The following is a 20,381-nucleotide window of genomic DNA, read 5'->3' on the forward strand; positions in this document are numbered from 1 at the left end:
CCCGCATGCGCATCCTGACGGAAGAGCGGTCCTCGGCGCTGATCGACCACGAGCTCGCGTTCCGGGCCGTGACCGACGCGTTCGTCGCGGCCGCCGCGCCCGGGGCCACGCTGTTCCCCGTCGTGATCGGCCACGGATCCGACGAGAACGACCAGTTCACCCTCAAGTCCGGGGCGAGCGGCCGGTTCGCCGGCGTCAAGATCGGCACGTACTTTCCGTCGAACGACGCGAGAGGACTGCCGCGGCACGGCACGACCGTCCTCCTGTTCGACCAGGAACGAGGGCGGATCGGCGCCGTCGTCGAGGCCTCGCAGGTCAACGCCTACCGGACGGCCGCCGCCGACGCGGTCGCCACCCATGCCCTGGCGCGCACGGAGGCGGCGGTGCTGACCGTCTTCGGCACCGGCCACCAGGCCCTGTACGAGTGCCTGGCCGTCGCCCGGATCCGTCCGATCACCCGCATCAACGTCGTCGGACGCGACCGGGCCCGGGTGGACGGCCTCCGGAGGCGGCTCGACGAGCACCTCGGCGCGGTGGAGACGAGGGCGGCCGACGCGGAGACGGGCTGCGCCACGGCCGACGTCATCGTGACCGCCACCACGGCGCGCGCGCCGCTCTTCGAGGCCGCCTGGGTGCGTCCGGGAACCCATGTGTCCGCCATGGGATCCGACGCGCCCGGCAAGCAGGAGCTGCCCCCGGCGCTGCTCCACCGTGCGGTCCTGTTCTGCGACCTGCCGTCCCAGTCGCTGCGGATCGGGGAGTTCCAGCACTACGACGGAGACCCCGGGGACGTGACCGCCATCGGTTCCGTCCTGTCCCAGGGAGATCCGGGACCGTCCGACGCGGACCGGATCACCGTGTTCGACAGCTCGGGCATCGCGCTCCAGGACCTGTACGTCGCGGAGGCGCTGCTGGCACGCGACACGGACGGGGAGGACGGGACGTCGGCGGCCGCGGCCGCCGAGTAGTGCCGGTCCACCGAGAAAACGGGTTGCGGCGCGGGCCGGAAGCGGACCAGGCTTCCGGCCCGCGCGCTTCGCGTCGCCGGACGGCTCAGGGAGACAGCGCGCACGCGACTCCCGCCCGGCCGGCTTCCTGCGGCAGGGCCTCTTCGGCGGCCCGAGCCCGCTGACCGGCGGGCTCGGGCCGGGGTTCGGTCAGCGCACCGCGAGTTTCCCCCGCCCCCGGGATGCGCCGCGTCAGTCGTACAGGCCTGCGTCGCGGACGCTCCGGGCCGCCTTGATGACGGCGTCGTTCGCCTCCACCTCCGCGATCGTGACGCGGAAGCCCTCTCCGGCGAACGGCCTCACCAGCAGGCCGTGGGTCTCGAACTCGGCCGCGGCGGCCATGGTGTGCCCGCCGAGCGGGAACCAGAGGAAGTTCGCCTCGGTCCGGGGGAGTCGCCACCCCTGCTCGGCCAGGGCCCGGGTCACCCGGGTGCGTTCCCGCACGAGGTGTTCGACGCGTTCGGCGAGTTCGTCCTCCGCCCGCAGCGAGGCGACGGCGGCCGCCTGGGCGAGAGCCGTCACCCCGAAGGGCAGCGCGACCTTGCGCATGGCGGCGGCCAGTTGGACCGGCGCGAGCGCGTAACCCACCCGCAGGCCGGCGAGGCCGTAGGCCTTGGAGAAGGTGTGTGCCACGGCCACGTTCGGGTGCCGGCGGAAGTAGTCGATGCCCTGCGGGCTGTCGGCGTGCCGGTTGAACTGGACGTACGCCTCGTCGATCACGACGGTGACGTCCGGGGGAACCTGGCCGAGGAACCGGTCGAGTTCGTCGCGGGTGACGACGGTGCCGGTCGGGTTGTTGGGGTTGCAGACCAGGACGAGGCGGGTCCGCTCGGTGATCGCGGCGAGCATCGCGTCCAGGTCGTGCCGGTGGTCCGCGGTGAGCGGCACCCGGACGGGTACGGCGCCGGCCGCCAGCGTCAGCATCGGGTACGCCTCGAAGGACCGCCAGGCGAAGACCACTTCGTCGCCCTCGCCGGCCGTCGCCCTGATGAGCTGGGAGACGATCTCCACGGAACCGCTCCCCAGGACCAGTTGGGCGGGCTCGACGGCGAACCGCGTGCACAGTTCCCGGGTGAGGTCGCTCGCGGCGGTCTCCGGATACCGGTTGACGAGTGCGGCAGAGCCGTTGAGCGCTTCCGTCACGGACCGCAGGGGCGGATACGGGTTCTCGTTGGACGACAGCTTGAACGGCGCGGGTCCCCGCGAGGACGCGGGAGCGGCCTTCCCGGGCTTGTAGTCCGGTATGCCGGAGAGATCGCGCAGGCGGAGGGGTGACACAGGGCTTCTCCTCTGGGGGCGGCCGAAGGATTGACAATGACTATATTAACTATAACCATTTATGTTGTTGTGGTGAACGTGATGACGGCGAAGATCGGAGGCCCTCATGGGCGCTGAGGCAGGTCAGACGCATCGGGTGCGGGTGACCGCACTGCGATGGGAGGCCGACGGCGTCTGTTCCCTGGAGCTCCGCCCGGTCGACTCGACGGAGCTGCCGGGCTGGCGGGCGGGCTCCCATGCCACCTTCCGCCTGGGGAACGGGACCGAGCGGTCCTACTCGCTGTGCTCCGACCCCGGTGTCCGCACGGCATGGCGGGTGGCCGTACTGCGTCAGCCGTCCGGGCGCGGCGGATCCCGGTGGATACACGAGCAGGTCCGGCCCGGCGATGTCCTGACCGTCACGGTCCCGCGCAACAACTTCCCCTTCGTCCCGGGCACGGAGCGGACGCTGTTCGTCGCCGGAGGCATCGGCATCACGCCGCTGCTGCCGATGATCCGGGAGGCCCGTGCGGCGGGCGTGCCCTGGCGTCTGCTCTACCTCGGCCGTTCGCTCGACCGCATGGCCTTCGTCGACGACCCGCTGCTCGACGGGCCGGTCGACATCGTGCCGGAGGACCGCGACGGGCGGGCCGATCTCGGTGACTGGCTGGGACCGGTCACCGACTCGACGGCGGTCTACGCCTGCGGACCGGCCGAACTCCTCGACGCCCTCGACGAGATGAGTGCCGACTGGCCCGTCGGCACCCTCCGGGTGGAGAGGTTCCAGCCGCGCGCGCCGGCCGCCCCGGCCTCCGCGGAAGCCTTCGAGGTCGAGTGCGGGCGCTCGGGCGTCACCGTGTCCGTGGACCCGGAGACCACCATCCTGGCCGCCCTGCAACAGGCCGGCGTCAAGGTGCCCAGTTCCTGCCTGGAGGGCATCTGCGGCACCTGCGAGACACCGGTCGTCTCCGGCGAGCCCGAACACCGCGACTCCGTGCTGAGCGCCGAGGAACGGGCCGCGGGCGAGACCGTCCTCGTCTGTGTCTCGCGCGCCCGGACGCCTCGTCTCGTGCTCGACGTCTGACCCACCCCCCTGCGCCTGAACGCCCTGACATAGGACCTGACATAGGAACGGAGCTGTCTGATGGACACCGGAACGGCCTACGGCCTGAGACTGCGCGAGCCCAACCTGGACCTGGCACAGGTCGGTCCGGGCACACCGTACGGCGAGGTGCTGCGCCGCTACTGGCAGCCGGTCGCCCGGTCCGACGAGGCGATCACGGCACCCAAGGCCCTGCGGATACTCGGCGAGGATCTCGTGCTCTTCCGCACCCGCCGCGGAGCCGTGGGCCTGCTCCATCCCCGGTGCGCCCACCGCGGAGCCTCGCTGTACTACGGAGGCGTCGAGGAGGAGGGTATCCGCTGCTGCTACCACGGGTGGGTGTTCGACCCCCGGGGTCACTGCCTGGAGCAGCCCTGCGAGCCGGAGCTCGGCCTGCACCGGGAGCGGATCCGCCAGCCGTGGTACCCCGTCCAGGAGCGCTACGGCCTGGTGTGGGCCTATCTGGGCGACCCGGCGAGAAAACCGCTGCTGCCCCGCTACGACACCCTGGAGGAGCTGGGACCCGGCGAGCACCTCATCGTCGACGACACGGGCGTCGGGGGAGGCGGCCCCGCGCTGCTCGACTTCAACTGGCTCCAGCACTGGGAGAACGTGCTGGACCCGTTCCACGTGCCGATCCTGCACGCCCGCTTCAGCGGCTTCCAGTTCACGCCCGAGATGGCCCTGATGCCGGAGGTCACCTTCGAGTACACCGACCGCGGCGTGCGCTCGGTGCAGACGCGGGAGCTGAGCGACGGCCGGCGGCTGCGCCGGGTCACGGAAGTGGTGTTCCCGAACCTGCGCGTGGTGGCCAGTCCCCGGCTCTCGGCGGGCCGGACCAACATCATCGGCTGGGTCGTGCCACTCGACGACACCAGCTTCAAGATCTTCACCCTGGCCCGCGACACGGACCCGGACTTCCTGCGCAAGCTGCGTTCCACGCACGACGGCAGGCCGTGGGCCGAACTGAGCGAGGCGGAGCATCAGATGATGCCCGGCGACTACGAGGCGCAGAAGAGCCAGGGCTCCGTCTCGCTGCACCACGAGGACCACCTGACGATCACGGACCAGGGGGTGGCCATGCTGCGCCGGATGATGGCCCGGCAGATCCGGGCCGTCGCCGAGGGCGGGCACCCCGCCGGTGTCGTCTTCGAGGAATCCGCGGCGACGATCCGCGTCGAGGGCGGCAACTACTTCGAGGACGGACCCGACGCGGCCGGGGACGGGAGCGCATGAGCGGGTACGCGGCGCGGCTCCCGGCGGGGGACAGGCCCCTGCTGATGCTCGGCATCAGTGGCGTGATCGCGCTGGAGGATCCGGTGGTGCCGGCCCGGACCGTGCGGCTGACGGCCTGGGGGAGATGGGCGCGCGAGGTCGCGGTGCCCGAGGTCGCGGCGGACCGGGTGGCCGAACTGGCCGGCCTGTTCCAGATCGTGTGGGTGTCGGAGTGGGGCCATGTGGCGCACGAGGCGTTCCGCGAGGTGCTGCGGCTGCCGGAGGCCCCGTGGCCGTTCCTGCCGGCGCAGTTCGACAAGCTCCCGGTGATCCGTGACTACGCCGGACGGCGTCCGTGGGCCTGGGTCGACGAGCCCGTCGCGGATCTGGCGGGGCCCGTGCCGCGGTCCGACGGCGGGGTGGTCGTCCGGGTCGGCGCGGGGGCGGGGATCAGCGAGGTCGACCCGGCGGACCTGGCCCGCCGGGTGCTCGCGCTGCGGTGAGTCAGCGGCCGAGCGTGCGGTGGCGCAGTACGGCGGCCCTGACCTCGTCCTGATCGCCGGAGCGGATCGCCTCGACGATGGCGCGGTGCATGTCGAGGCGGTCCTCGGACGCGGCCTCGAAACCGGGGACGTCCATGGTCGCGGCCTGGCCGCCGGCCAGCTCGCTCTCGATGTAGTCCACCAGGTTCAGGTAGAAGGCCCGCAGTACCGGGTTGGGCGAGATCTCGGCGATCCGCCGGTGGAGCCGCCAGTTGGCGTGCAGGCCCTCCGCGGGCACGTGCCAGACGTCGGCGACCTCACCCATCAGCGCGTCGAGATCCCCCAGGTCGTCCTTGCTCCGGTACCGGGCCGCGTCACTGATGACGGACTCGTCCAGCGCGTCGAGCACGGCCACGACCTGGTTGACGGTGGCGCCCTGCTCGCGCAGTTGCATGACGTTGTGCGCGAGGCGCAGCAGGGGAGAGCGCTCGGTGACGAAGAGGCCCCCACCCGGGCCGGGCCGGGCCTCGATGACGCCGCGACCGCGCAGCACGCGCAGGGCCTCGCCCAGCGTCGCCGGGGCGATGCCGAACTGCTCGCAGAGATCCTGCTTGGTGCCGAAGCGGTAGCCGGCCGGCAGCCTTCGCTCGGCGATGGTCCGTTCGACCTGCTCGACGACCGAGTCGACGACGGAGCCCGTGCTGCGCGCACGGTCGAAGGTCACGGAGCGCCCCTCCGCCACGGGCCGGACCGCCTTCTCTGCTGCTGCCATGTCACTCCTCACCCCTGCCCGCGGCCGCCTCGGCGCCGGGCTCGCGGCCAATCCTACGAAGCTCGGGGGCCTTGACGTGAATCGACCTCTCGATAATATCGACTATAACGAATTGATTCGTTTGAGTGTGAGGAAGCTCCGTTGAACCCGTTGAACCCTTCGAACTCGCTGACCGGCGGCGACCTGCTGGCGGAATCCCTCGCAGCCCAGGGGGTTTCGCGGGTCTTCGGCATCCCCGGAGTGCAGCTCGACCCGGCGGCCGACGCCCTGTACAGGCGGGCCGACCGGATCGCCTTCACCTGCGCCCGCAACGAGCAGGCCACCACCTACATGGCCGACGGTTACGCCCGCAGCACCGGCGAGGTGGGCGTCGCCATGGTGGTTCCGGGCCCCGGCGTCCTCAACGCGCTGTCGGGCCTGGCCACCGCCTACTCGGCGAACTCCCCCGTCCTGCTCCTGGCCGGCCAGATCGACTCGCAGGCCATCGGCAAGGGCCTCGGCGCCCTGCACGAGATACCCGACCAGACGGGCATCCTCCAGCGGCTGACCAAGTGGACGGGCACCGCCCGCTCGGCCGAGCAGATCCCCGCCCTGGTGGCCGAGGCCTTCCGTCAGCTGCGCGGCGGACGTCCGCGGCCCGTGGCCCTGGAGGTTCCGCCGGACGTGCTCGCCGCCACCGCGCAGGCGGTGATCCCGCAGCGCGTGGAGGGCGCCCTCGTACAGCCCGACCCCCAGCTGGTGGCCAAGGCGGGGGAACTGCTGCGGAAGGCGCGCCGCCCGCTGATCTACGTGGGCGGCGGAGCGATCGCCGCCGACGCCTCCGAGGCCCTCGTGGCCCTCGCCGAAGCGCTCGAAGCGCCGGTCCTCGTCAGCGAGAACGGCCGCGGCGCCATCGACGCCCGGCACCGTCTCGCGTTCGACGCCCTCGCCCTGCGCGCCTTCCGTCCCGACGCCGACGTCGTCCTCGCGGTCGGCACCCGGTTCGTCTCCACCTTCGGGACCCGGATCGACACCGCGGGAGCCAAGGTGATCCTGCTGAACGCCGAGGAGGCGGATCTGCACGGTCCCCGCGAGGCCGACGTGCGCCTGCACGCGGACGCCCGCCTCGGCCTGCTCGGACTCGCCGAAGAGGTCGAAGGCCCCGCCCGTACGCGACGGGACGACGAGTTCACCGCCGTACGGCAATGGCTGGACGGACAGTTCGCCGACATCGCACCGCAGCGCGAGTACCTGGCCGCCATCCGGCAGGCGCTTCCCGACGACGGCGTCCTGGTCAGCGAGTTCACCCAGGTCGGCTACGCCGCGAGCGCCTGCTATCCCGCCTACCGGCCGCGCACCTACATCGGCCCCGGGTACCAGGGCACCCTCGGCTACGGCTTCGCCACCGCGCTGGGCGTCAAGTCCGCCGACCCGGACCGTCCGGTCGTCTCCATCAACGGCGACGGCGGCTTCTCCTGGACGCTCCAGGAACTCTCCACCGCCCGCAAGTACGGCATCGGTCTGGTCACCGTCGTCTTCCACGACGGTTTCTACGGCAACGTCCGGCGCATCCAGAAGAACCGCTACGACGCCCGCTACTTCGCCACCGACCTGGCCAACCCCGACTATCCCGTGCTCGCGGAGGCCTTCGGCATCGCGTCCGCGCACGCCCGCACCCCCAAGGAGCTCGAAGGCGTCCTCGGCGACGCCGTGAGCGCCGGCGAGCCCGTCCTCATCGACGTGCCGGTCGGCGAGTTCCCCTCTCCCTGGCACCTCATCCACGAGGGCATCCCGCGGCCGGCTCCGCTCGCCCCCGACGCACACCTGCGCACCGAGGAGTCCTGATGCACGACCTGGTACGGCACTACATCGACGGAGTCTGGGACGAACCAGGAGCGGATCCGGGCGTCATCGACGTCGTCGATCCCGCCACGCTGAAGCCGATCGGCGCCACGGTCGCCGGCACGTCCACCGACGTGGACCGTGCGGTCCGGGCCGCCCGCAGAGCCTTCCCCGGGTGGTCGGCGCTGCCGGCGACCCGGCGGATCGAAGCCGTCCGGCGTCTGGCCGAGGCACTCGACGCGCACCGTGACCGCCTGGCCGTCACCCTCACCTCCGAAATGGGCTCACCGCTGGCCTTCTCGCGACAGGCCCAGGTGGGGGTCGCCATCGCCGACCTCGAAGCCCTGATCGAGGCGGCGGAGAACCTCGCGGGACCGACCCCTGTCTCCGACTCCCTGGTCGTCACCGAGCCCGTCGGCGTCGTCGCCGCGATCACCCCGTGGAACTTCCCGCTCCACCAGATCGTCCTCAAGGCCGGTGCCGCCCTGCTGGCCGGCTGCACCGTCGTGCTCAAGCCCAGCGAGGTGGCCCCTCTCAACGCGGCCGTGCTCACCGAACTCATCCACGGACTGGGGCTGCCGGACGGCACCTTCAACGTCGTCTTCGGGGACGGGAGCGCCGTGGGGGAGCCGCTCTGCGCGCACCCGGACGTCGACATGGTCACCTTCACCGGCTCCCGGGCGGTCGGCGAGCGGGTCGCCAGGACGGCGGCGTCCACCATCAAGAAGGTGGCCCTCGAACTCGGGGGCAAGTCCGCGGCGATCGCCCTGGACGACGCCGACACCGCGAGCACCGCCGCCCAGGTGGTCCGCTCGTGCTTCGCCAACACCGGCCAGACCTGCGCCGCGCTGACGCGTCTGCTGGTGCCCCGCGAGAGCCTCGACGACTGGTACGAGGCCGTGGTCACCGAGGCCGCGGACTGGTGGCCCGGTGATCCGTTTCTCGCCGGCACCGTGATGGGGCCGCTCGCCTCGCTCGTGCAACTGGAGCGTGTACGGCGCCACATCGACCAGGCCGTCCGCGAGGGCGCGCGGTTGCTGACGGGCGGCACGGACATCCTGCCGAGCCTCGCGGCCGGGGCCTACATCGCCCCCACCGTGCTCGGCGCGGTCACCCCCGACATGAAGATCTTCCGCGAGGAGGTCTTCGGCCCCGTCCTCGCGATCACCGGCTACGACGACGAGGACCACGCCGTGGAACTCGCCAACGACAGCGACTACGGCCTGTCCGGCGGAGTGTGGTCGGCGGATCCGCTGCGTGCCCTGGAGGTCGCCCGGCGGCTGCGCACCGGCACCGTCGGCATCAACGGCGCGGGACTGGACGTGGGCGCGCCCTTCGGCGGCTACAAGCAGTCCGGCATCGGGCGCGAATGCGGCGCCCAGGGGCTGGCGGAGTTCCTGGAGACGAAGACCGTCATGGGCGCGCGCGACCTTCACACGTCGCTCTGATCGAGACCAAAGCAAAGGACGTACACATGCGGTACAGAGGTTTCACGACCATGGCCTGCGCAGGTCTGCTCCTGACCGCCTGCACGTCGCAGGCGACCTCCGGTCCGGGCGGCACCGGATATGTCACCGACGGCACGGCCACCATCGCCGTAGACGCCGATCCCGGAGCGCTCAACCCGCTGACCAACAGCACCGCCGCCGGCACCGCCATCGGCTCCCTCGCCTACGACCACCTGGTCTCCCGCACCCTCGGCGACAAGGGCTACTCCGGTGAGCTGGCCAGGTCCTGGAAGGTGACGACGACGAAGGCGACCTTCGTCCTCCGCAAGGGAGTCACCTGCGCCGACGGCTCGACGGTCACCCCGAGCGTCGTCGCCAAGACCTTCGACTGGGTCCTGGACACCAGGAACGCCTCCCCATGGCTCGGGGCCTACATCCCGGCCGACGCCAAGGTCACCGCCGACGACGCGGCCGGCACCCTCACCGTCAGCTCCCCGACCCCCGGCAGCTTCCTGCTGGAGAACCTCAGCTACATGCCGATCCTGTGCGGTGCCGGAGCCGACAACCCGGCGAAGCTGACGACGAAGACCTCCGGCTCCGGCATGTACCAGCTGACCAGCGCCGACGCCGGACAGACCTACACCTTCACCGTGCGCAGGAACTACACCTGGGGCGCCGACGGAGTCACGGCCAAGGACAAGGGCGTGCCCGCCAAGGTCGTCGTCGAGGTCGTCCCCAACGAGTCCACCCGCGCCAACCTCCTGACCGCGGGCGACGTGAACCTGGCCACCGTCGGCGGCGCCGACCGCGACCGCCTCGACCGCGGCTCCTTCACCAAGGCCACCGTCAGGACCGACCCCGCGCTGCTGTTCTACAACCACGCCGTCGGCCGCGCCGGCGCCGACCCCGCCGTGCGCACCGCCCTCGCCCAGGCCCTCGACCTCAAGGCCCTGGGATCGGTCGCCACCGGCGGACGCGGCACCGAGCTGAAGAGCATCGTCACCGGCGAACCCGCCGTCTGCTCCTACGACGCCATCACCGGCAACCTGCCCGCCGGCACCCTCAAGACCGCCGCCGCGGCCCTGGACGCGGCCGGCTGGAAGAAGGGAGGCGACGGCATCCGCAGCAAGAACGGCAAGAAGCTCGCCCTCACGGTCCTCTACCCCAGCAACCGCGGAGCCGACCTGGTCTCGGCCGTGGAACTGCTCCAGACCCAGTGGACGAAGCTCGGCGTCAAGGTCAGGCTCACCGGCTCCGACAGCTACGCCACCACCCTCTTCACCGGCGGCGACTGGGACGTCGTCTGGGCGCCCTTCAGCACCGAGGACCCCAGCGTGTGGACGATCCTCGCCAACGGACAGGCGCCGCCCAGGGGCCGCAACTTCGCCTCCATCGACAACAAGGACTACCAGCAGCAGATCGCCAGGGCGCAGAAGGTCGCCGGCGCCGCCTCCTGCACCGACTGGAAGGCCGCCGAGGCGGCTCTCGTCAGGAACGCCGATCTGACCCCGATCGAGGCCAACTCCAAGACCGTCTACGGGTCCCACGTCACGTTCAGGGTCGGCCAGCTGGGAGCCGTCAAGGGCTCCACCATCCGCCTGACCAAGTAAGCGACCAGGAAACGCGCGCCCGGAAGGAGGACAGCGCATGTCCGTCGTACAGCACTGGCACCGGGAGACACCCTCCCCGCAGCACGGCGCTGCGGAAACCGGCCGGCCCGAGGCCACCGGCACCTCACGGAGACGCCCGGCAGCGGTCTGGTGGCGCTTCGTGCTCCGGCGTGCGGGACGCACCCTCGGCTCGCTGTTCGTCATCGTCTCCGTCGCCTTCGTCGTCGTACGCCTGTCCGCGGGAGACCCCGTGCGGCAGGCGCTCGGCCCCACCGCCCCGCCCTCGCTCATCGCGGAGCGCAGAGCCCAGCTCGGCCTCGACCTGCCGCTGTGGCGCCAGTACGCCGACTATCTCGGCGGGCTTCTGCACGGCGACCTCGGCACCTCGATCCTCACCGGGCAGCCGGTGACGGACGTCGTGGAGGGCCGTCTGCCGAAGTCCCTCGCACTGGCGGCCCTCGCCGTCCTCGTCACCCTGCTGATCGCCGTCCCGGTCGGACTCACCACCGCGGTCCTGACCCGGGAAGGCCGCCGCCGGGGCCTCGAACTCGGCTTCAACGGCGCGACCGGCCTGACCACAGCGGTTCCGGAGTTCCTTCTCGGCACCGGCCTCGTGATCGCCTTCGGAATCTGGTGGCCCGTCCTGCCCGTCGCCGGATCGGACAGCACGGCCTCCTACGTCCTGCCCGTCCTCGCGCTCGCCGCTCCCTCGTCGGCCGTGATCGCGCGGGTCGCCCGCGTCGAAGGGCTGAAGGTCCTCGGCCGGGACTACATGCGCACCGCCCGCTCCAAGCGCCTGCCCACCGCCACCCTCTACCTGCGCCACGCCCTGCCCAACATGCTGACCGCCGTTCTCACCCTGGCCGGCACCACGGCCGCCGGAATGGTCGCCGCGACCGCCCTCGTCGAGCAGGTCTTCAACTGGCCCGGCCTCGGATACGCCCTCATCCAGGCGATCAGCGGCCGTGACTACAACATCGTCGGAGGCATCGCCCTCGTCTACGCCACCCTGATCATCCTGATCAACCTCTTCGTCGACGTCCTGCTCGCGCTCCTCGACCGGCGCACGACCCTCCTGGAGCGCTGATCATGCCCAAGACCCGCCTCGGAGCAGCGGGAGCTACCCCCACCCGCCTGCTCGCCACCGTCCTGGTCGTCGCCCTCGTGGTGCTCGCCGTCATCGGCCCCTGGATCTGGGGCGACCAGGCACGCGTCCCGGACCCCGCCCATCTCGCCCAGGCACCCTCCGGCGCCCACCTCCTGGGCACCGACAACCTCGGCCGCGACGTCCTGGCCCGAGTACTGACCGCCACCCGCCGATCCCTGGTCATGGCCGTCGGCGCGACAGCCCTCGCCGTCGTGCTGGGCGCCCTCGTCGGGGCGCTCCCGGTCGTCCTCGGCCGCCGGGTCCAGCGGGTCCTCGCCTCCGTGCTCACCACCTGGATGGCGTTCCCCGTCCTGCTCGTGGCCCTGTTCACCACGATCCTCCTCGGCCCCGGCGCCACCACGGCCGTCATCGCCATGGGCCTGACCATGACCCCGGTCTTCGGCCGGCTGATGCAGACCCTGACCGCGGGCATCGAAAGCAGCGACTACCTGGTCGCCGCGCGCATGCTCGGCATCTCGCGACGCCGCCAGTTCACCCGCTACGTGCTCCCCAACATCGCCGAGCCCGTCCTCGTCTACATCACCCTGAACATCGGCGGAGCCCTCCTCGCGCTCTCCAGCCTCAGCTTCCTCGGCCTCGGCGTGCAGGCACCCGACTTCGACTGGGGGCGCATGCTCGGCGACGCCCTGCCCGCCGTCTACACCAGCCCCTGGACCACCGTCGCCCCCGGAGCGGCCATCGTCGTCGCCGGCATCGCGTTCGGGCTCGCGGGAGAGGTCCTCGCCGGCATCGCACGCGGCCAGGACTCGCCCGTGCGTGCCGCGCGCACACCGGCACCCGCCGCCGCACTCGGCACCCCGCCGCCCGGCGCCGGTGAGCACACCACCGCGGCCCTGCTCACCGTCGAGAACCTGCGGGTGGAGTTCCCCACGGCCGGCGGCTGGACCACACCGGTCCGTGACGTGTCGCTGCGGCTGCACCCCGGCGAAATCGTCGGCGTGGTGGGGGAGTCCGGGTCGGGCAAGTCCGTCACCGCGATGGCGATCGCCCGCCTCACCTCCTCGACGGGCAGCGTCCGCAGCCGCCGCCTGGACTTCGACGGCACGGACCTCGCCGCCCTCTCCGACAGCGAACTGCGCGAACGGATCGGCCGCCGTATCGCCGTCGTCTTCCAGGACCCGAGCACCTTCCTCAATCCCGCCCTGCGCATCGGCACCCAGCTGACCGAGGGACTGCCCGACCACGGCGGTGCGCCCGCCGGCGCCCGGAACAAGGCCGTACAACTCCTGGACCGACTGCGGATCACCCGCCCCGAGACGCGCCTCGGGCAGTACCCGAACGAGCTCTCCGGCGGCATGCGCCAGCGGGTCCTCATCGCCATGGCGCAGATGGCGGAGGCCGACCTCATCATCGCGGACGAACCCACCACCGCGCTGGACATGACCGTCCAGCACCACGTCCTGCGCACCCTCCACGAGCGCTGCCACGAGGACGGCAGCGCGGCACTCGTCGTCTCCCACGACATCGGGGTGCTCACCTCGCTGTGCAGCCGCATCGTCGTCATGTACGCCGGCCGTGTCGTCGAGGAACTCTCCGTCGACGCCCTGCTCGACGGCCCGGCACACCCCTACACCCGCGCCCTTCTCGCATCCCTCCCGACCCTCGACACCGAGGTCGAAAAGCCGCTCGACACCATCCCCGGCCACCCGCCGCACCCCGACGAGCCCATCGCCGGCTGCGCCTACGCGGCACGCTGCACCCGCGCCGAGGACCGGTGCCGCACCGACCTGCCCACCCTGACACCCGGAACGGCGGACGCCACCGTCGCCTGCTGGTTCCCCCTGACGCCCCGGACAGTCACCCCGAGGAGCGCGACATGAGCACCCTGGACATCGAGTCCGCCACGGTGGTCTTCGGCCGGAAGGGCGCCGCTGTCACCGCCGTCGACGACGTGTCGCTGTTCATACCGTCCGGGACCGTCCTCGGCCTCGTCGGAGAGTCCGGCTCGGGCAAGTCGACCCTCGCGCGCGCCGTCGCCGGACTCCAGCCGCTCGCGCGGGGACGGATCCTGGCAGGCGGCACCGACATCCGGGACCGCGGACACCGGCGGGCGCGCGCCGTCCAGATGGTCTTCCAGGACCCCTACACCTCGCTCAACCCACGCATGACCGTCGGCGCGAGCATCGCCGAGGTCATCAGGGCCAACGACGCCGCCGGCCCCGGCGGGGTCGACCGTTCGGTGGCCGAACTCCTGGACAGCGTCCGGCTGCCCGCTGCAGCGGGCGGCAGATACCCCGGACAGCTCTCGGGCGGCATGCGCCAGCGCGTCGCCGTGGCCAGGGCGCTCGCCGCCCGCCCGAAGATCCTCGTCGCCGACGAGATCACCTCCGCGCTCGACGCGTCCGTCCAGTCCGCCGTGCTGAACCTGGTCCGCGAGATCCACCGGGACCTCGGCCTGACCATCCTCTTCATCACGCACAACCTCGCCGTGGTCCGCTACATCGCCGACGCCACCGCCGTCATGTACCAGGGCCGCATCGTCGAGCAGGGACCGAGCCACGACGTGATCACCCGTCCGCGGCACGACTACACCCGCAGGCTCATCGACTCCCTGCCCACCCCCGGTGAGTTCGGCGCCGCCGCCGTATAGCCCCGTCCGGCGCCCGGACGCAGTCACCGGCGACGCCGGGACCAACGGCACCGGTGCCGGGCAGACCCGGCCGTGGCACGGCGCACCCGCAGGAGCCCAGCAAGGAGCAGGAACATGCCCCATCCCCTCGGCAGCAAGCCGTCGAAGATCATCGCCGTCCATCTCAACTACCCCAGCCGAGCCGCCGAACGAGGGCGCAGGGTGCCCCACCCCTCCTACTTCCTCAAGCCCGCCTCCTCCCTCTCCGGCACCGGTGACCCCCTGGTCCGCCCGGAAGGCTGCGAACTGATGGGGTTCGAGGGCGAGATCGCCCTGGTCATCGGGCGGCCCGCACGCAACGTCCGGCCCGAGGAGGCATGGGCGCACGTCGAGTTCGTCACCGCGGCCAACGACGCGGGCGTCTACGACCTGCGGTACGCCGACCGGGGCTCCAACCTCCGCTCCAAGGGCGCCGACGGCTTCACCCCCCTGGGCCCCCGCCTCCTCGACGCCCGTACCGTCGACCCGGCCCGGATCACCCTGCGGACCTGGGTGAACGGGGAGCTCGTCCAGAACGACACCACCGACACCCTGCTGTTCCCCTTCGCCGGCCTCATCGCCGACCTCTCCCGGCTGATGACGCTCGAACCGGGCGACGTCATCCTCACCGGCACCCCCGCCGGCGCCTCCGTGGTCGTCCCCGGTGACACCGTCGAGGTGGAGGTCACCGCGGGCGCCACGAGCACCGGGCGGCTCTCCAACACCGTCACCACCGGCCCCGCGCTGGAAGAACACGGTGCGATGCCCCGCCTCGACGCGGCCGAGGCCGAAGCGGCCTGGGGCCCCGCGCACACCCCGGCGCCCCTGCTGGACCCGGACCTCGAAAGGGGCCTGCGGTCCGTCGCCGTGGCCACGCTCAGCGCCCAGCTGCGCAAGCGCGGGCTGCCCCACATGTCGGTCGACGGAGTCCGCTCCACCCGGCCCGACCTGCGCATGGTGGGCGTCGCCCACACCCTGCGCTACCTGCCCCTGCGCGAGGACCTCTTCGCCCGGCACGGCAACGGTATGAACGCCCAGAAACGCGCCGTCGAGCAACTGCGCCCCGGCCACGTCCTGGTGATGGACGCCCGCCGCGATCCCACCGCCGGAACCCTCGGGGACATCCTCGCCCTGCGCGCCCTGAAGCGCGGCGCCGCGGGTGTGGTCACCGACGGAGCACTCCGTGATTCCGCCGCGGTCACCGAACTCCACCTGCCCGTCTACCACGCGGGCCCGCACCCGTCCGTTCTCGGACGCCGCCACGTCCCCTGGGACACCGGACTGCCCGTCGCCTGCGGCGGCGCGCTCGTGCACCCCGGCGACCTCCTCGTCGGCGACGCCGACGGCGTGGTCGTCGTCCCGCCCCACCTGGCCGGAGAACTCGTGGCCGACTCCCGCGAGCAGGAACGCCAGGAACGCTTCATCACCGAACAGGTCCACGCCGGGGCCGGCATCGACGGCCTCTACCCCCTGACGGGGGAGTGGACGACCCGATACGAGCAGTGGCCCGACAACCAGCCGGCCTCCTGAACCGGCACCGCCAAGGAGAACCCGCATGAAGTTCCGCAGCGACCCCTCGGTGATCCGGGGATCCATCGCCCCCGTCGTCACCCCGTTCAAGGACACCGGAGACGTCGACCTCGACAGCCTCCGCGGCCTGGTCCGCTTCCAGCTCGACGCCGGCTCGCACGGCATCTCCCTCGGCGGGTCCACCGGCGAGCCCAGTGCCCAGAGCACCGCCGAGCGCATCGCCGCGATCCGCGCGGTCGCCGACGAGATCGGGGACCGGGTCCCCTTCCTGCCCGGCACCGGTTCCCACAAGCTCGCCGAGACCCTGGAGATCACGGCCGCCGCCCAGGACGCCGGAGCCGACGCCGCACTCGTCATCACCCCGTACTACGCCCGCCCCACCCAGGAGGCGCTGTACGTCTGGTACGCCACGGTCTGCCGGGAGTTCCCCGACCTGCCGGTCGTCGCCTACAACGTGCCCTCGCGCACCGCGGTCGACATCGCGCCGGAGACCGTCGGCAGGCTCTTCCGCGCCTTCGACAACTTCGTCGGCGTGAAGGAGACCACCAAGGACTTCGAGCACTTCTCCCGCGTCATCCACGAGTGCGGCCGCTCCCTGCTCGTCTGGTCCGGTATCGAACTGCTCTGCCTGCCGCTGCTCGCGCTCGGCGGCGCCGGTTTCGTCAGCGCGGTCGCCAACATCGCCCCCCAGGCCGTGGCCCGCATGTACGAGGCATGGGAGGCGGGCGACTTCGAGACCGCGCGCGACCTGCACTACCGGCTGCACCCGCTGGTCGACCTGCTCTTCGTCGAGACCAATCCCGCGCCCGCGAAGTGGGTGCTCCAGCAGCAGGGCCGCATCGCCTCGGCGCATGTGCGTCCCCCGCTGATCACCCCGACGGAGGCCTCCCTGCCCCGCATCCGTCAGCTCCTGCGGCAGGGCGCAGACCTCACCCAGCAGCTCGCCGAACAGTCCTGACCCGTCCCCGTACCGGTCCCCGAACCCGCACCAGGAGCCACCCGACCATGACCGCCCCGCACCGCCCCGACGGCCTGCCCGGCACCATCCACCACTGGATAGGGGGCGACACCGTCCCCAGCGCCGACGGACGCACCTTCGACGTCCTCGACCCGGTCTCCAACCAGCCCTACGCCCAGGCCGCCCGCGGCGGCACCGACGACATCGCCCGCGCGGTCGCCGCCGCGAGGAGCGCGTTCACCGGCTGGGCGGCGTACGGCACCCGCCGCCGTGCCCAGGTCCTGAACCGGATCGCCGATGCCATCGAGGCCCGTCACGACCGGCTCGCCGAGTTCGAGTCGTTCGACTCCGGGCTGCCCATCAGCCAGGCCCGCGGACAGGCCCGCCGCGCCGCGGAGAACTTCCGGTTCTTCGCCGACGTGATCGTCGGCCTCGGCGAGGAGGCCTTCCGCCAGGGCACCGAGCAGATCAGCTACGTGGTCCGCACCCCGGTCGGCGTGGCCGGTCTGATCACCCCCTGGAACACCCCCTTCATGCTGGAGAGCTGGAAGCTCGCCCCGGCCCTCGCCTCGGGCTGCACACTGGTGCTCAAGCCCGCGGAGTGGACCCCGCTGTCCGCCTCCCTGTGGCCGGAGATTCTCGCCGAGGCGGGCCTGCCGGCTGGCGCGGCCAACATCGTCCACGGCATCGGCGACGAGGCCGGCCAGGCCCTGGTCGACCACCCGGACGTCCCGCTGATCTCCTTCACCGGCTCCACGGACACCGGCCGGCACATCATCCGCTCCTCGGCCCGGCATCTGAAGACGACCTCGATGGAGCTGGGCGGCAAGTCTCCTGCCGTCGTCTTCGCCGACGCCGACCTCGAAGCCGCCCTGGACTCCGTCGTGTTCGGCGTGTTCTCCCTCAACGGCGAACGCTGCACGGCCGGTTCGCGGGTGCTCGTCGAGCGCCCGGCGTACGAGGAGTTCACCGTCCGTCTCGCCGAACGGGCCGCGGGCGTCCGCGTCGGCCTGCCCGCCGACCCGGCCACCGAGGTCGGCGCCCTCGTCCACCCCGAGCACTACCAACGCGTCCTGAACTACGTCGAGATCGGCAGGAAGGAGGCGAGGCTGGTCGCGGGCGGCTCCCGCCCGGACCACCTCACCGAGGGCAACTACCTCCAGCCCACCGTCTTCGCCGACGTGGCTCGTGACGCCCGCATCTTCCAGGAGGAGATCTTCGGCCCGGTCGTCGCCGTCGCCCCCTTCGACGACGAGACCGAGGCCGTCGAGCTGGCGAACGCCACCCCGTTCGGGCTCGCCGCCTACATCTGGACCTCGGACCTCAAGCGCGGCCACCGTATCGCGCACGCCGTCGAGTCCGGCATGGTGTGGATCAACTCCCACAACGTCCGTGACCTGCGCACCCCGTTCGGCGGCGTGAAGGCCTCCGGGGTCGGCCGGGAGGGCGGCGCCCACAGCATCGACTTCTACTCCGACTGCAAGATCGTCCACGTCGCGCTCGGCGACGTGCACACCCCCCGCTTCGGAGCCGCACGGTGACTGCCCCGACCGCGCCCGACGTCATCCGCTCCGCCTACGCCCAACTGGTCGTCACCGACCTGCCCAGGGCCCGCTGGTTCTGGGCGGACATGCTCGGCTTCCACGTCCAGTACGAGGACCGCGACACCCTCTGCCTGCGGGGCAGCGACGAACTCACCCACCACAGCCTGGTCCTGCGCAGGGGCGCCGAAGCCGCCCTCGACCACATCGCCTACCGCGTCCGCACCCCCGAGGACGTCGACCGCGCGGAGGCCTTCTTCACCCGCCTCGGCCGCCCGGTGCGACGTGTCCCGGCCGGTCAGGGCACCAAGGGCATCGGCGACGCCGTCCGCGTCGTCGACCCGCTCGGCTTCCCCGTCGAGTTCTTCCACGACATCGAGCGCGCGGAACGCCTCATCCAGCGCTACGACCTGCGCCACGGCGCCGAGATCGCCCGCCTGGACCACTTCAACATCTGCACGCCGGACATCCCCGCCGCCTACGCGCACTACAGATCCCTCGGCTTCGGCTGCTCGGAGACGATCGAGGGCGACGAACACGAGCTGTACGCGGCCTGGATGTACCGCAAGCAGACCGTGCACGACGTCGCCTTCACCGGAGGCGCCGGACCCCGTCTGCACCATCTCGGCGTCGCCACCCACGAGTCCCATCAAGTCCTGCGCTGCGCTGACCTGTTCGGCTCGATCCGCAAGGAGCACCACATCGAGCGCGGCCCCGGCCGGCACGGCGTCTCCAACGCCTTCTACCTCTACCTGCGCGACCCCGACGGCCACCGCGTGGAGGTCTACACCTCCGACTACTACACCGGCGACCCCGACCACGAGACCTACCGCTGGAACGTCCACGACGACCGCCGCCGTGACTTCTGGGGCAACGCCGTCATCGAGTCCTGGTACAAGGAGGCCACACCCGTGCTCGGTCTGGACGGCACCCCGCAGCCGGTCATGGACTCGCTCCTGGACGAGTCCGCAGTGCAGGTCGGCGCGGACGGCCTGGGCTGACAGACCGAGGACCGATGAACGGTGGTCCGTGAGCCGGCCACCGGGCGGCGAGCGAGCCCACCGACGACGGTGATCCGGCCGTCACCTGACACCCGCGCCGCCCTCGAAGGACTTCCGGAGCCGACCGCTTAGGCTCGGCAACCATGACGGTTCTGATCACGGTGTGGGGAGCATCTCCCGGAGTGGGCAAGTCGACGCTGTGCGCCGGACTGTCCCGATGGCTGGCTGATACGGGACTGCGGGTGGACCACTTCCGCGAGGAGGAGATCTTGACCCGACCGCAGTTCGCCGCGGTGGCCGAGGAGTTCAAGACGGCAGGCACGGTCGAGCCGGAGACGCTGATCGAGGCGGCGGCGAAGTTCGTCGACGCGGTGGTGGCGAGCGGTGATGACGTCGTGGTCGCGGACGCGCTGATGCCGTTCGTACCGACGCTGCTGGCCATGGGGCACGGCGAAGAGGCGATCGACGCCTTCATGACCGACCTCACCGGGGTTCTCGCACGGGTCCGGCCGGTCATGGTCTTCCTCGACGGGAATGCCGAGTTCGCCCTGTCCCGGGCCGCGACGCGGGAAGGCGAGCAGTGGCTGGACCGGTACGTCGGGAAACTCGCCGACTACGAGGTGAGTCCTCCGGTGGCCGACGTCGCTTCGGCGGTGACGTACCTGCGGCATGAGCGCGCCGTGACACTCGGCGCGGTCCGCCGGAAGGACTGGGGTCTCGTTGTGATCGAACGAGCCGACGAGCAGCCCCCGGACGAGGTGTTGCGGGCAGCGCGGCGGGGCCTGAGGCCATGGCTCGGCAGAACCGCCGCACACGGATAGGAAGGGCCCGACAGTGCGACGCGGCCGACCGACGCCACGA

General features: G+C 71.7%; 17 protein-coding genes. 15 read left to right on the forward strand and 2 right to left on the reverse strand.

Annotation, left to right across the window (positions count from 1 at the left end):
* The first annotated feature begins 5 nt into the window (after positions 1-5).
* Positions 6-968, forward strand: a complete 963-nt coding sequence (locus IEZ11_RS08550; RefSeq protein ID WP_189262008.1) for an ornithine cyclodeaminase family protein — start codon at positions 6-8, stop codon at positions 966-968.
* 231 nt (positions 969-1,199) lie between these two features.
* On the opposite strand, the gene hisC is transcribed toward IEZ11_RS08550, so the two are convergent.
* Positions 1,200-2,285 (reverse strand): histidinol-phosphate transaminase, encoded by a 1,086-nt coding sequence (gene hisC / locus IEZ11_RS08555; RefSeq protein ID WP_189262009.1) that lies wholly within the window; start codon positions 2,283-2,285, stop codon positions 1,200-1,202.
* A gap of 106 nt (positions 2,286-2,391) precedes the next feature.
* On the opposite strand from hisC, the gene IEZ11_RS08560 reads away from it, so the two are divergent.
* Genes IEZ11_RS08560 through IEZ11_RS08570 form a run of 3 tightly spaced genes read left to right on the forward strand, consistent with a single transcriptional unit; the run spans position 2,392 to position 5,084 of the window.
* Positions 2,392-3,348, forward strand: a complete 957-nt coding sequence (locus IEZ11_RS08560) for a PDR/VanB family oxidoreductase (protein ID WP_189262010.1) — start codon at positions 2,392-2,394, stop codon at positions 3,346-3,348.
* 60 nt (positions 3,349-3,408) lie between these two features.
* Positions 3,409-4,602, forward strand: a complete 1,194-nt coding sequence (locus tag IEZ11_RS08565; protein WP_189262011.1) for a Rieske 2Fe-2S domain-containing protein — start codon at positions 3,409-3,411, stop codon at positions 4,600-4,602.
* A complete protein-coding gene (locus IEZ11_RS08570; RefSeq protein ID WP_189262012.1) occupies positions 4,599-5,084 on the forward strand; it encodes a hypothetical protein in 486 nt (161 codons plus the stop codon). The genes IEZ11_RS08565 and IEZ11_RS08570 overlap by 4 nt, the downstream gene beginning before the upstream one ends.
* 1 nt (position 5,085) lies before the next feature.
* Here IEZ11_RS08570 and IEZ11_RS08575 read toward each other — a convergent pair whose 3' ends face one another.
* Positions 5,086-5,835 carry a FadR/GntR family transcriptional regulator gene (locus IEZ11_RS08575; protein WP_189262013.1) on the reverse strand — a complete coding sequence of 250 codons (750 nt, stop codon included), beginning with the start codon at positions 5,833-5,835 and terminating at the stop codon, positions 5,086-5,088.
* Positions 5,836-5,976: 141 nt separating this feature from the next.
* On the opposite strand from IEZ11_RS08575, the gene IEZ11_RS08580 reads away from it, so the two are divergent.
* The 11 genes from IEZ11_RS08580 to IEZ11_RS08630 all read left to right on the forward strand — a co-directional run bounded on the left by IEZ11_RS08580 (position 5,977) and on the right by IEZ11_RS08630 (position 20,341).
* The gene (locus IEZ11_RS08580) at positions 5,977-7,659 is read left to right on the forward strand and encodes a thiamine pyrophosphate-dependent enzyme (RefSeq protein WP_229712882.1); all 1,683 of its coding nucleotides are present in this window, start codon (positions 5,977-5,979) and stop codon (positions 7,657-7,659) included.
* Positions 7,659-9,104: an aldehyde dehydrogenase family protein gene (locus tag IEZ11_RS08585; protein WP_189262014.1), complete on the forward strand. Its 1,446-nt coding sequence runs from the start codon at positions 7,659-7,661 to the stop codon at positions 9,102-9,104. The genes IEZ11_RS08580 and IEZ11_RS08585 overlap by 1 nt, the downstream gene beginning before the upstream one ends.
* Positions 9,105-9,130: 26 nt before the next feature.
* Positions 9,131-10,714, forward strand: coding sequence for an ABC transporter substrate-binding protein (locus tag IEZ11_RS08590; RefSeq protein WP_189262015.1), 1,584 nt, complete (start codon positions 9,131-9,133; stop codon positions 10,712-10,714).
* Positions 10,715-10,751: 37 nt separating this feature from the next.
* Positions 10,752-11,801 carry an ABC transporter permease gene (locus IEZ11_RS08595; RefSeq protein WP_189262016.1) on the forward strand — a complete coding sequence of 350 codons (1,050 nt, stop codon included), beginning with the start codon at positions 10,752-10,754 and terminating at the stop codon, positions 11,799-11,801.
* Positions 11,802-11,803: 2 nt separating this feature from the next.
* Complete coding sequence (locus tag IEZ11_RS08600; protein ID WP_189262017.1) at positions 11,804-13,702, forward strand: dipeptide/oligopeptide/nickel ABC transporter permease/ATP-binding protein; 1,899 nt, start codon at positions 11,804-11,806, stop codon at positions 13,700-13,702.
* Complete coding sequence (locus IEZ11_RS08605; protein WP_189262018.1) at positions 13,699-14,472, forward strand: ABC transporter ATP-binding protein; 774 nt, start codon at positions 13,699-13,701, stop codon at positions 14,470-14,472. The genes IEZ11_RS08600 and IEZ11_RS08605 overlap by 4 nt, the downstream gene beginning before the upstream one ends.
* 72 nt (positions 14,473-14,544) lie before the next feature.
* Positions 14,545-16,020, forward strand: a complete 1,476-nt coding sequence (locus IEZ11_RS08610; protein ID WP_268239902.1) for a fumarylacetoacetate hydrolase family protein — start codon at positions 14,545-14,547, stop codon at positions 16,018-16,020.
* 25 nt (positions 16,021-16,045) lie between these two features.
* Positions 16,046-16,978, forward strand: a complete 933-nt coding sequence (gene dapA / locus IEZ11_RS08615) for a 4-hydroxy-tetrahydrodipicolinate synthase (protein ID WP_189262020.1) — start codon at positions 16,046-16,048, stop codon at positions 16,976-16,978.
* 47 nt (positions 16,979-17,025) lie between these two features.
* Positions 17,026-18,519: a 5-carboxymethyl-2-hydroxymuconate semialdehyde dehydrogenase gene (hpaE, locus tag IEZ11_RS08620; protein WP_189262021.1), complete on the forward strand. Its 1,494-nt coding sequence runs from the start codon at positions 17,026-17,028 to the stop codon at positions 18,517-18,519.
* A complete protein-coding gene (hpaD, locus tag IEZ11_RS08625; protein WP_189262022.1) occupies positions 18,516-19,520 on the forward strand; it encodes a 3,4-dihydroxyphenylacetate 2,3-dioxygenase in 1,005 nt (334 codons plus the stop codon). Before hpaE ends, hpaD begins: the two co-directional genes overlap by 4 nt.
* 143 nt (positions 19,521-19,663) lie before the next feature.
* Positions 19,664-20,341 (forward strand): hypothetical protein, encoded by a 678-nt coding sequence (locus IEZ11_RS08630; protein WP_189262023.1) that lies wholly within the window; start codon positions 19,664-19,666, stop codon positions 20,339-20,341.
* The last annotated feature ends 40 nt before the right edge of the window (positions 20,342-20,381 follow it).

Source organism: Streptomyces fuscichromogenes, from assembly GCF_014645815.1.
Classification (GTDB): domain Bacteria; phylum Actinomycetota; class Actinomycetes; order Streptomycetales; family Streptomycetaceae; genus Streptomyces; species Streptomyces fuscichromogenes.

Coding starts and splice junctions, on each gene's coding strand:
- IEZ11_RS08550 (WP_189262008.1), top strand. CDS start 6: ATGCGCATCCTGACGGAAGAGCGGTCCTCGGCGCTGATCGACCACGAG.
- IEZ11_RS08590 (WP_189262015.1), top strand. CDS start 9,131: ATGCGGTACAGAGGTTTCACGACCATGGCCTGCGCAGGTCTGCTCCTG.
- IEZ11_RS08605 (WP_189262018.1), top strand. CDS start 13,699: ATGAGCACCCTGGACATCGAGTCCGCCACGGTGGTCTTCGGCCGGAAG.
- IEZ11_RS08585 (WP_189262014.1), top strand. CDS start 7,659: ATGCACGACCTGGTACGGCACTACATCGACGGAGTCTGGGACGAACCA.
- IEZ11_RS08630 (WP_189262023.1), top strand. CDS start 19,664: ATGACGGTTCTGATCACGGTGTGGGGAGCATCTCCCGGAGTGGGCAAG.
- IEZ11_RS08600 (WP_189262017.1), top strand. CDS start 11,804: ATGCCCAAGACCCGCCTCGGAGCAGCGGGAGCTACCCCCACCCGCCTG.
- IEZ11_RS08565 (WP_189262011.1), top strand. CDS start 3,409: ATGGACACCGGAACGGCCTACGGCCTGAGACTGCGCGAGCCCAACCTG.
- IEZ11_RS08560 (WP_189262010.1), top strand. CDS start 2,392: ATGGGCGCTGAGGCAGGTCAGACGCATCGGGTGCGGGTGACCGCACTG.
- IEZ11_RS08570 (WP_189262012.1), top strand. CDS start 4,599: ATGAGCGGGTACGCGGCGCGGCTCCCGGCGGGGGACAGGCCCCTGCTG.
- IEZ11_RS08575 (WP_189262013.1), bottom strand. CDS start 5,835: ATGGCAGCAGCAGAGAAGGCGGTCCGGCCCGTGGCGGAGGGGCGCTCC.
- IEZ11_RS08595 (WP_189262016.1), top strand. CDS start 10,752: ATGTCCGTCGTACAGCACTGGCACCGGGAGACACCCTCCCCGCAGCAC.
- dapA (WP_189262020.1), top strand. CDS start 16,046: ATGAAGTTCCGCAGCGACCCCTCGGTGATCCGGGGATCCATCGCCCCC.
- hpaE (WP_189262021.1), top strand. CDS start 17,026: ATGACCGCCCCGCACCGCCCCGACGGCCTGCCCGGCACCATCCACCAC.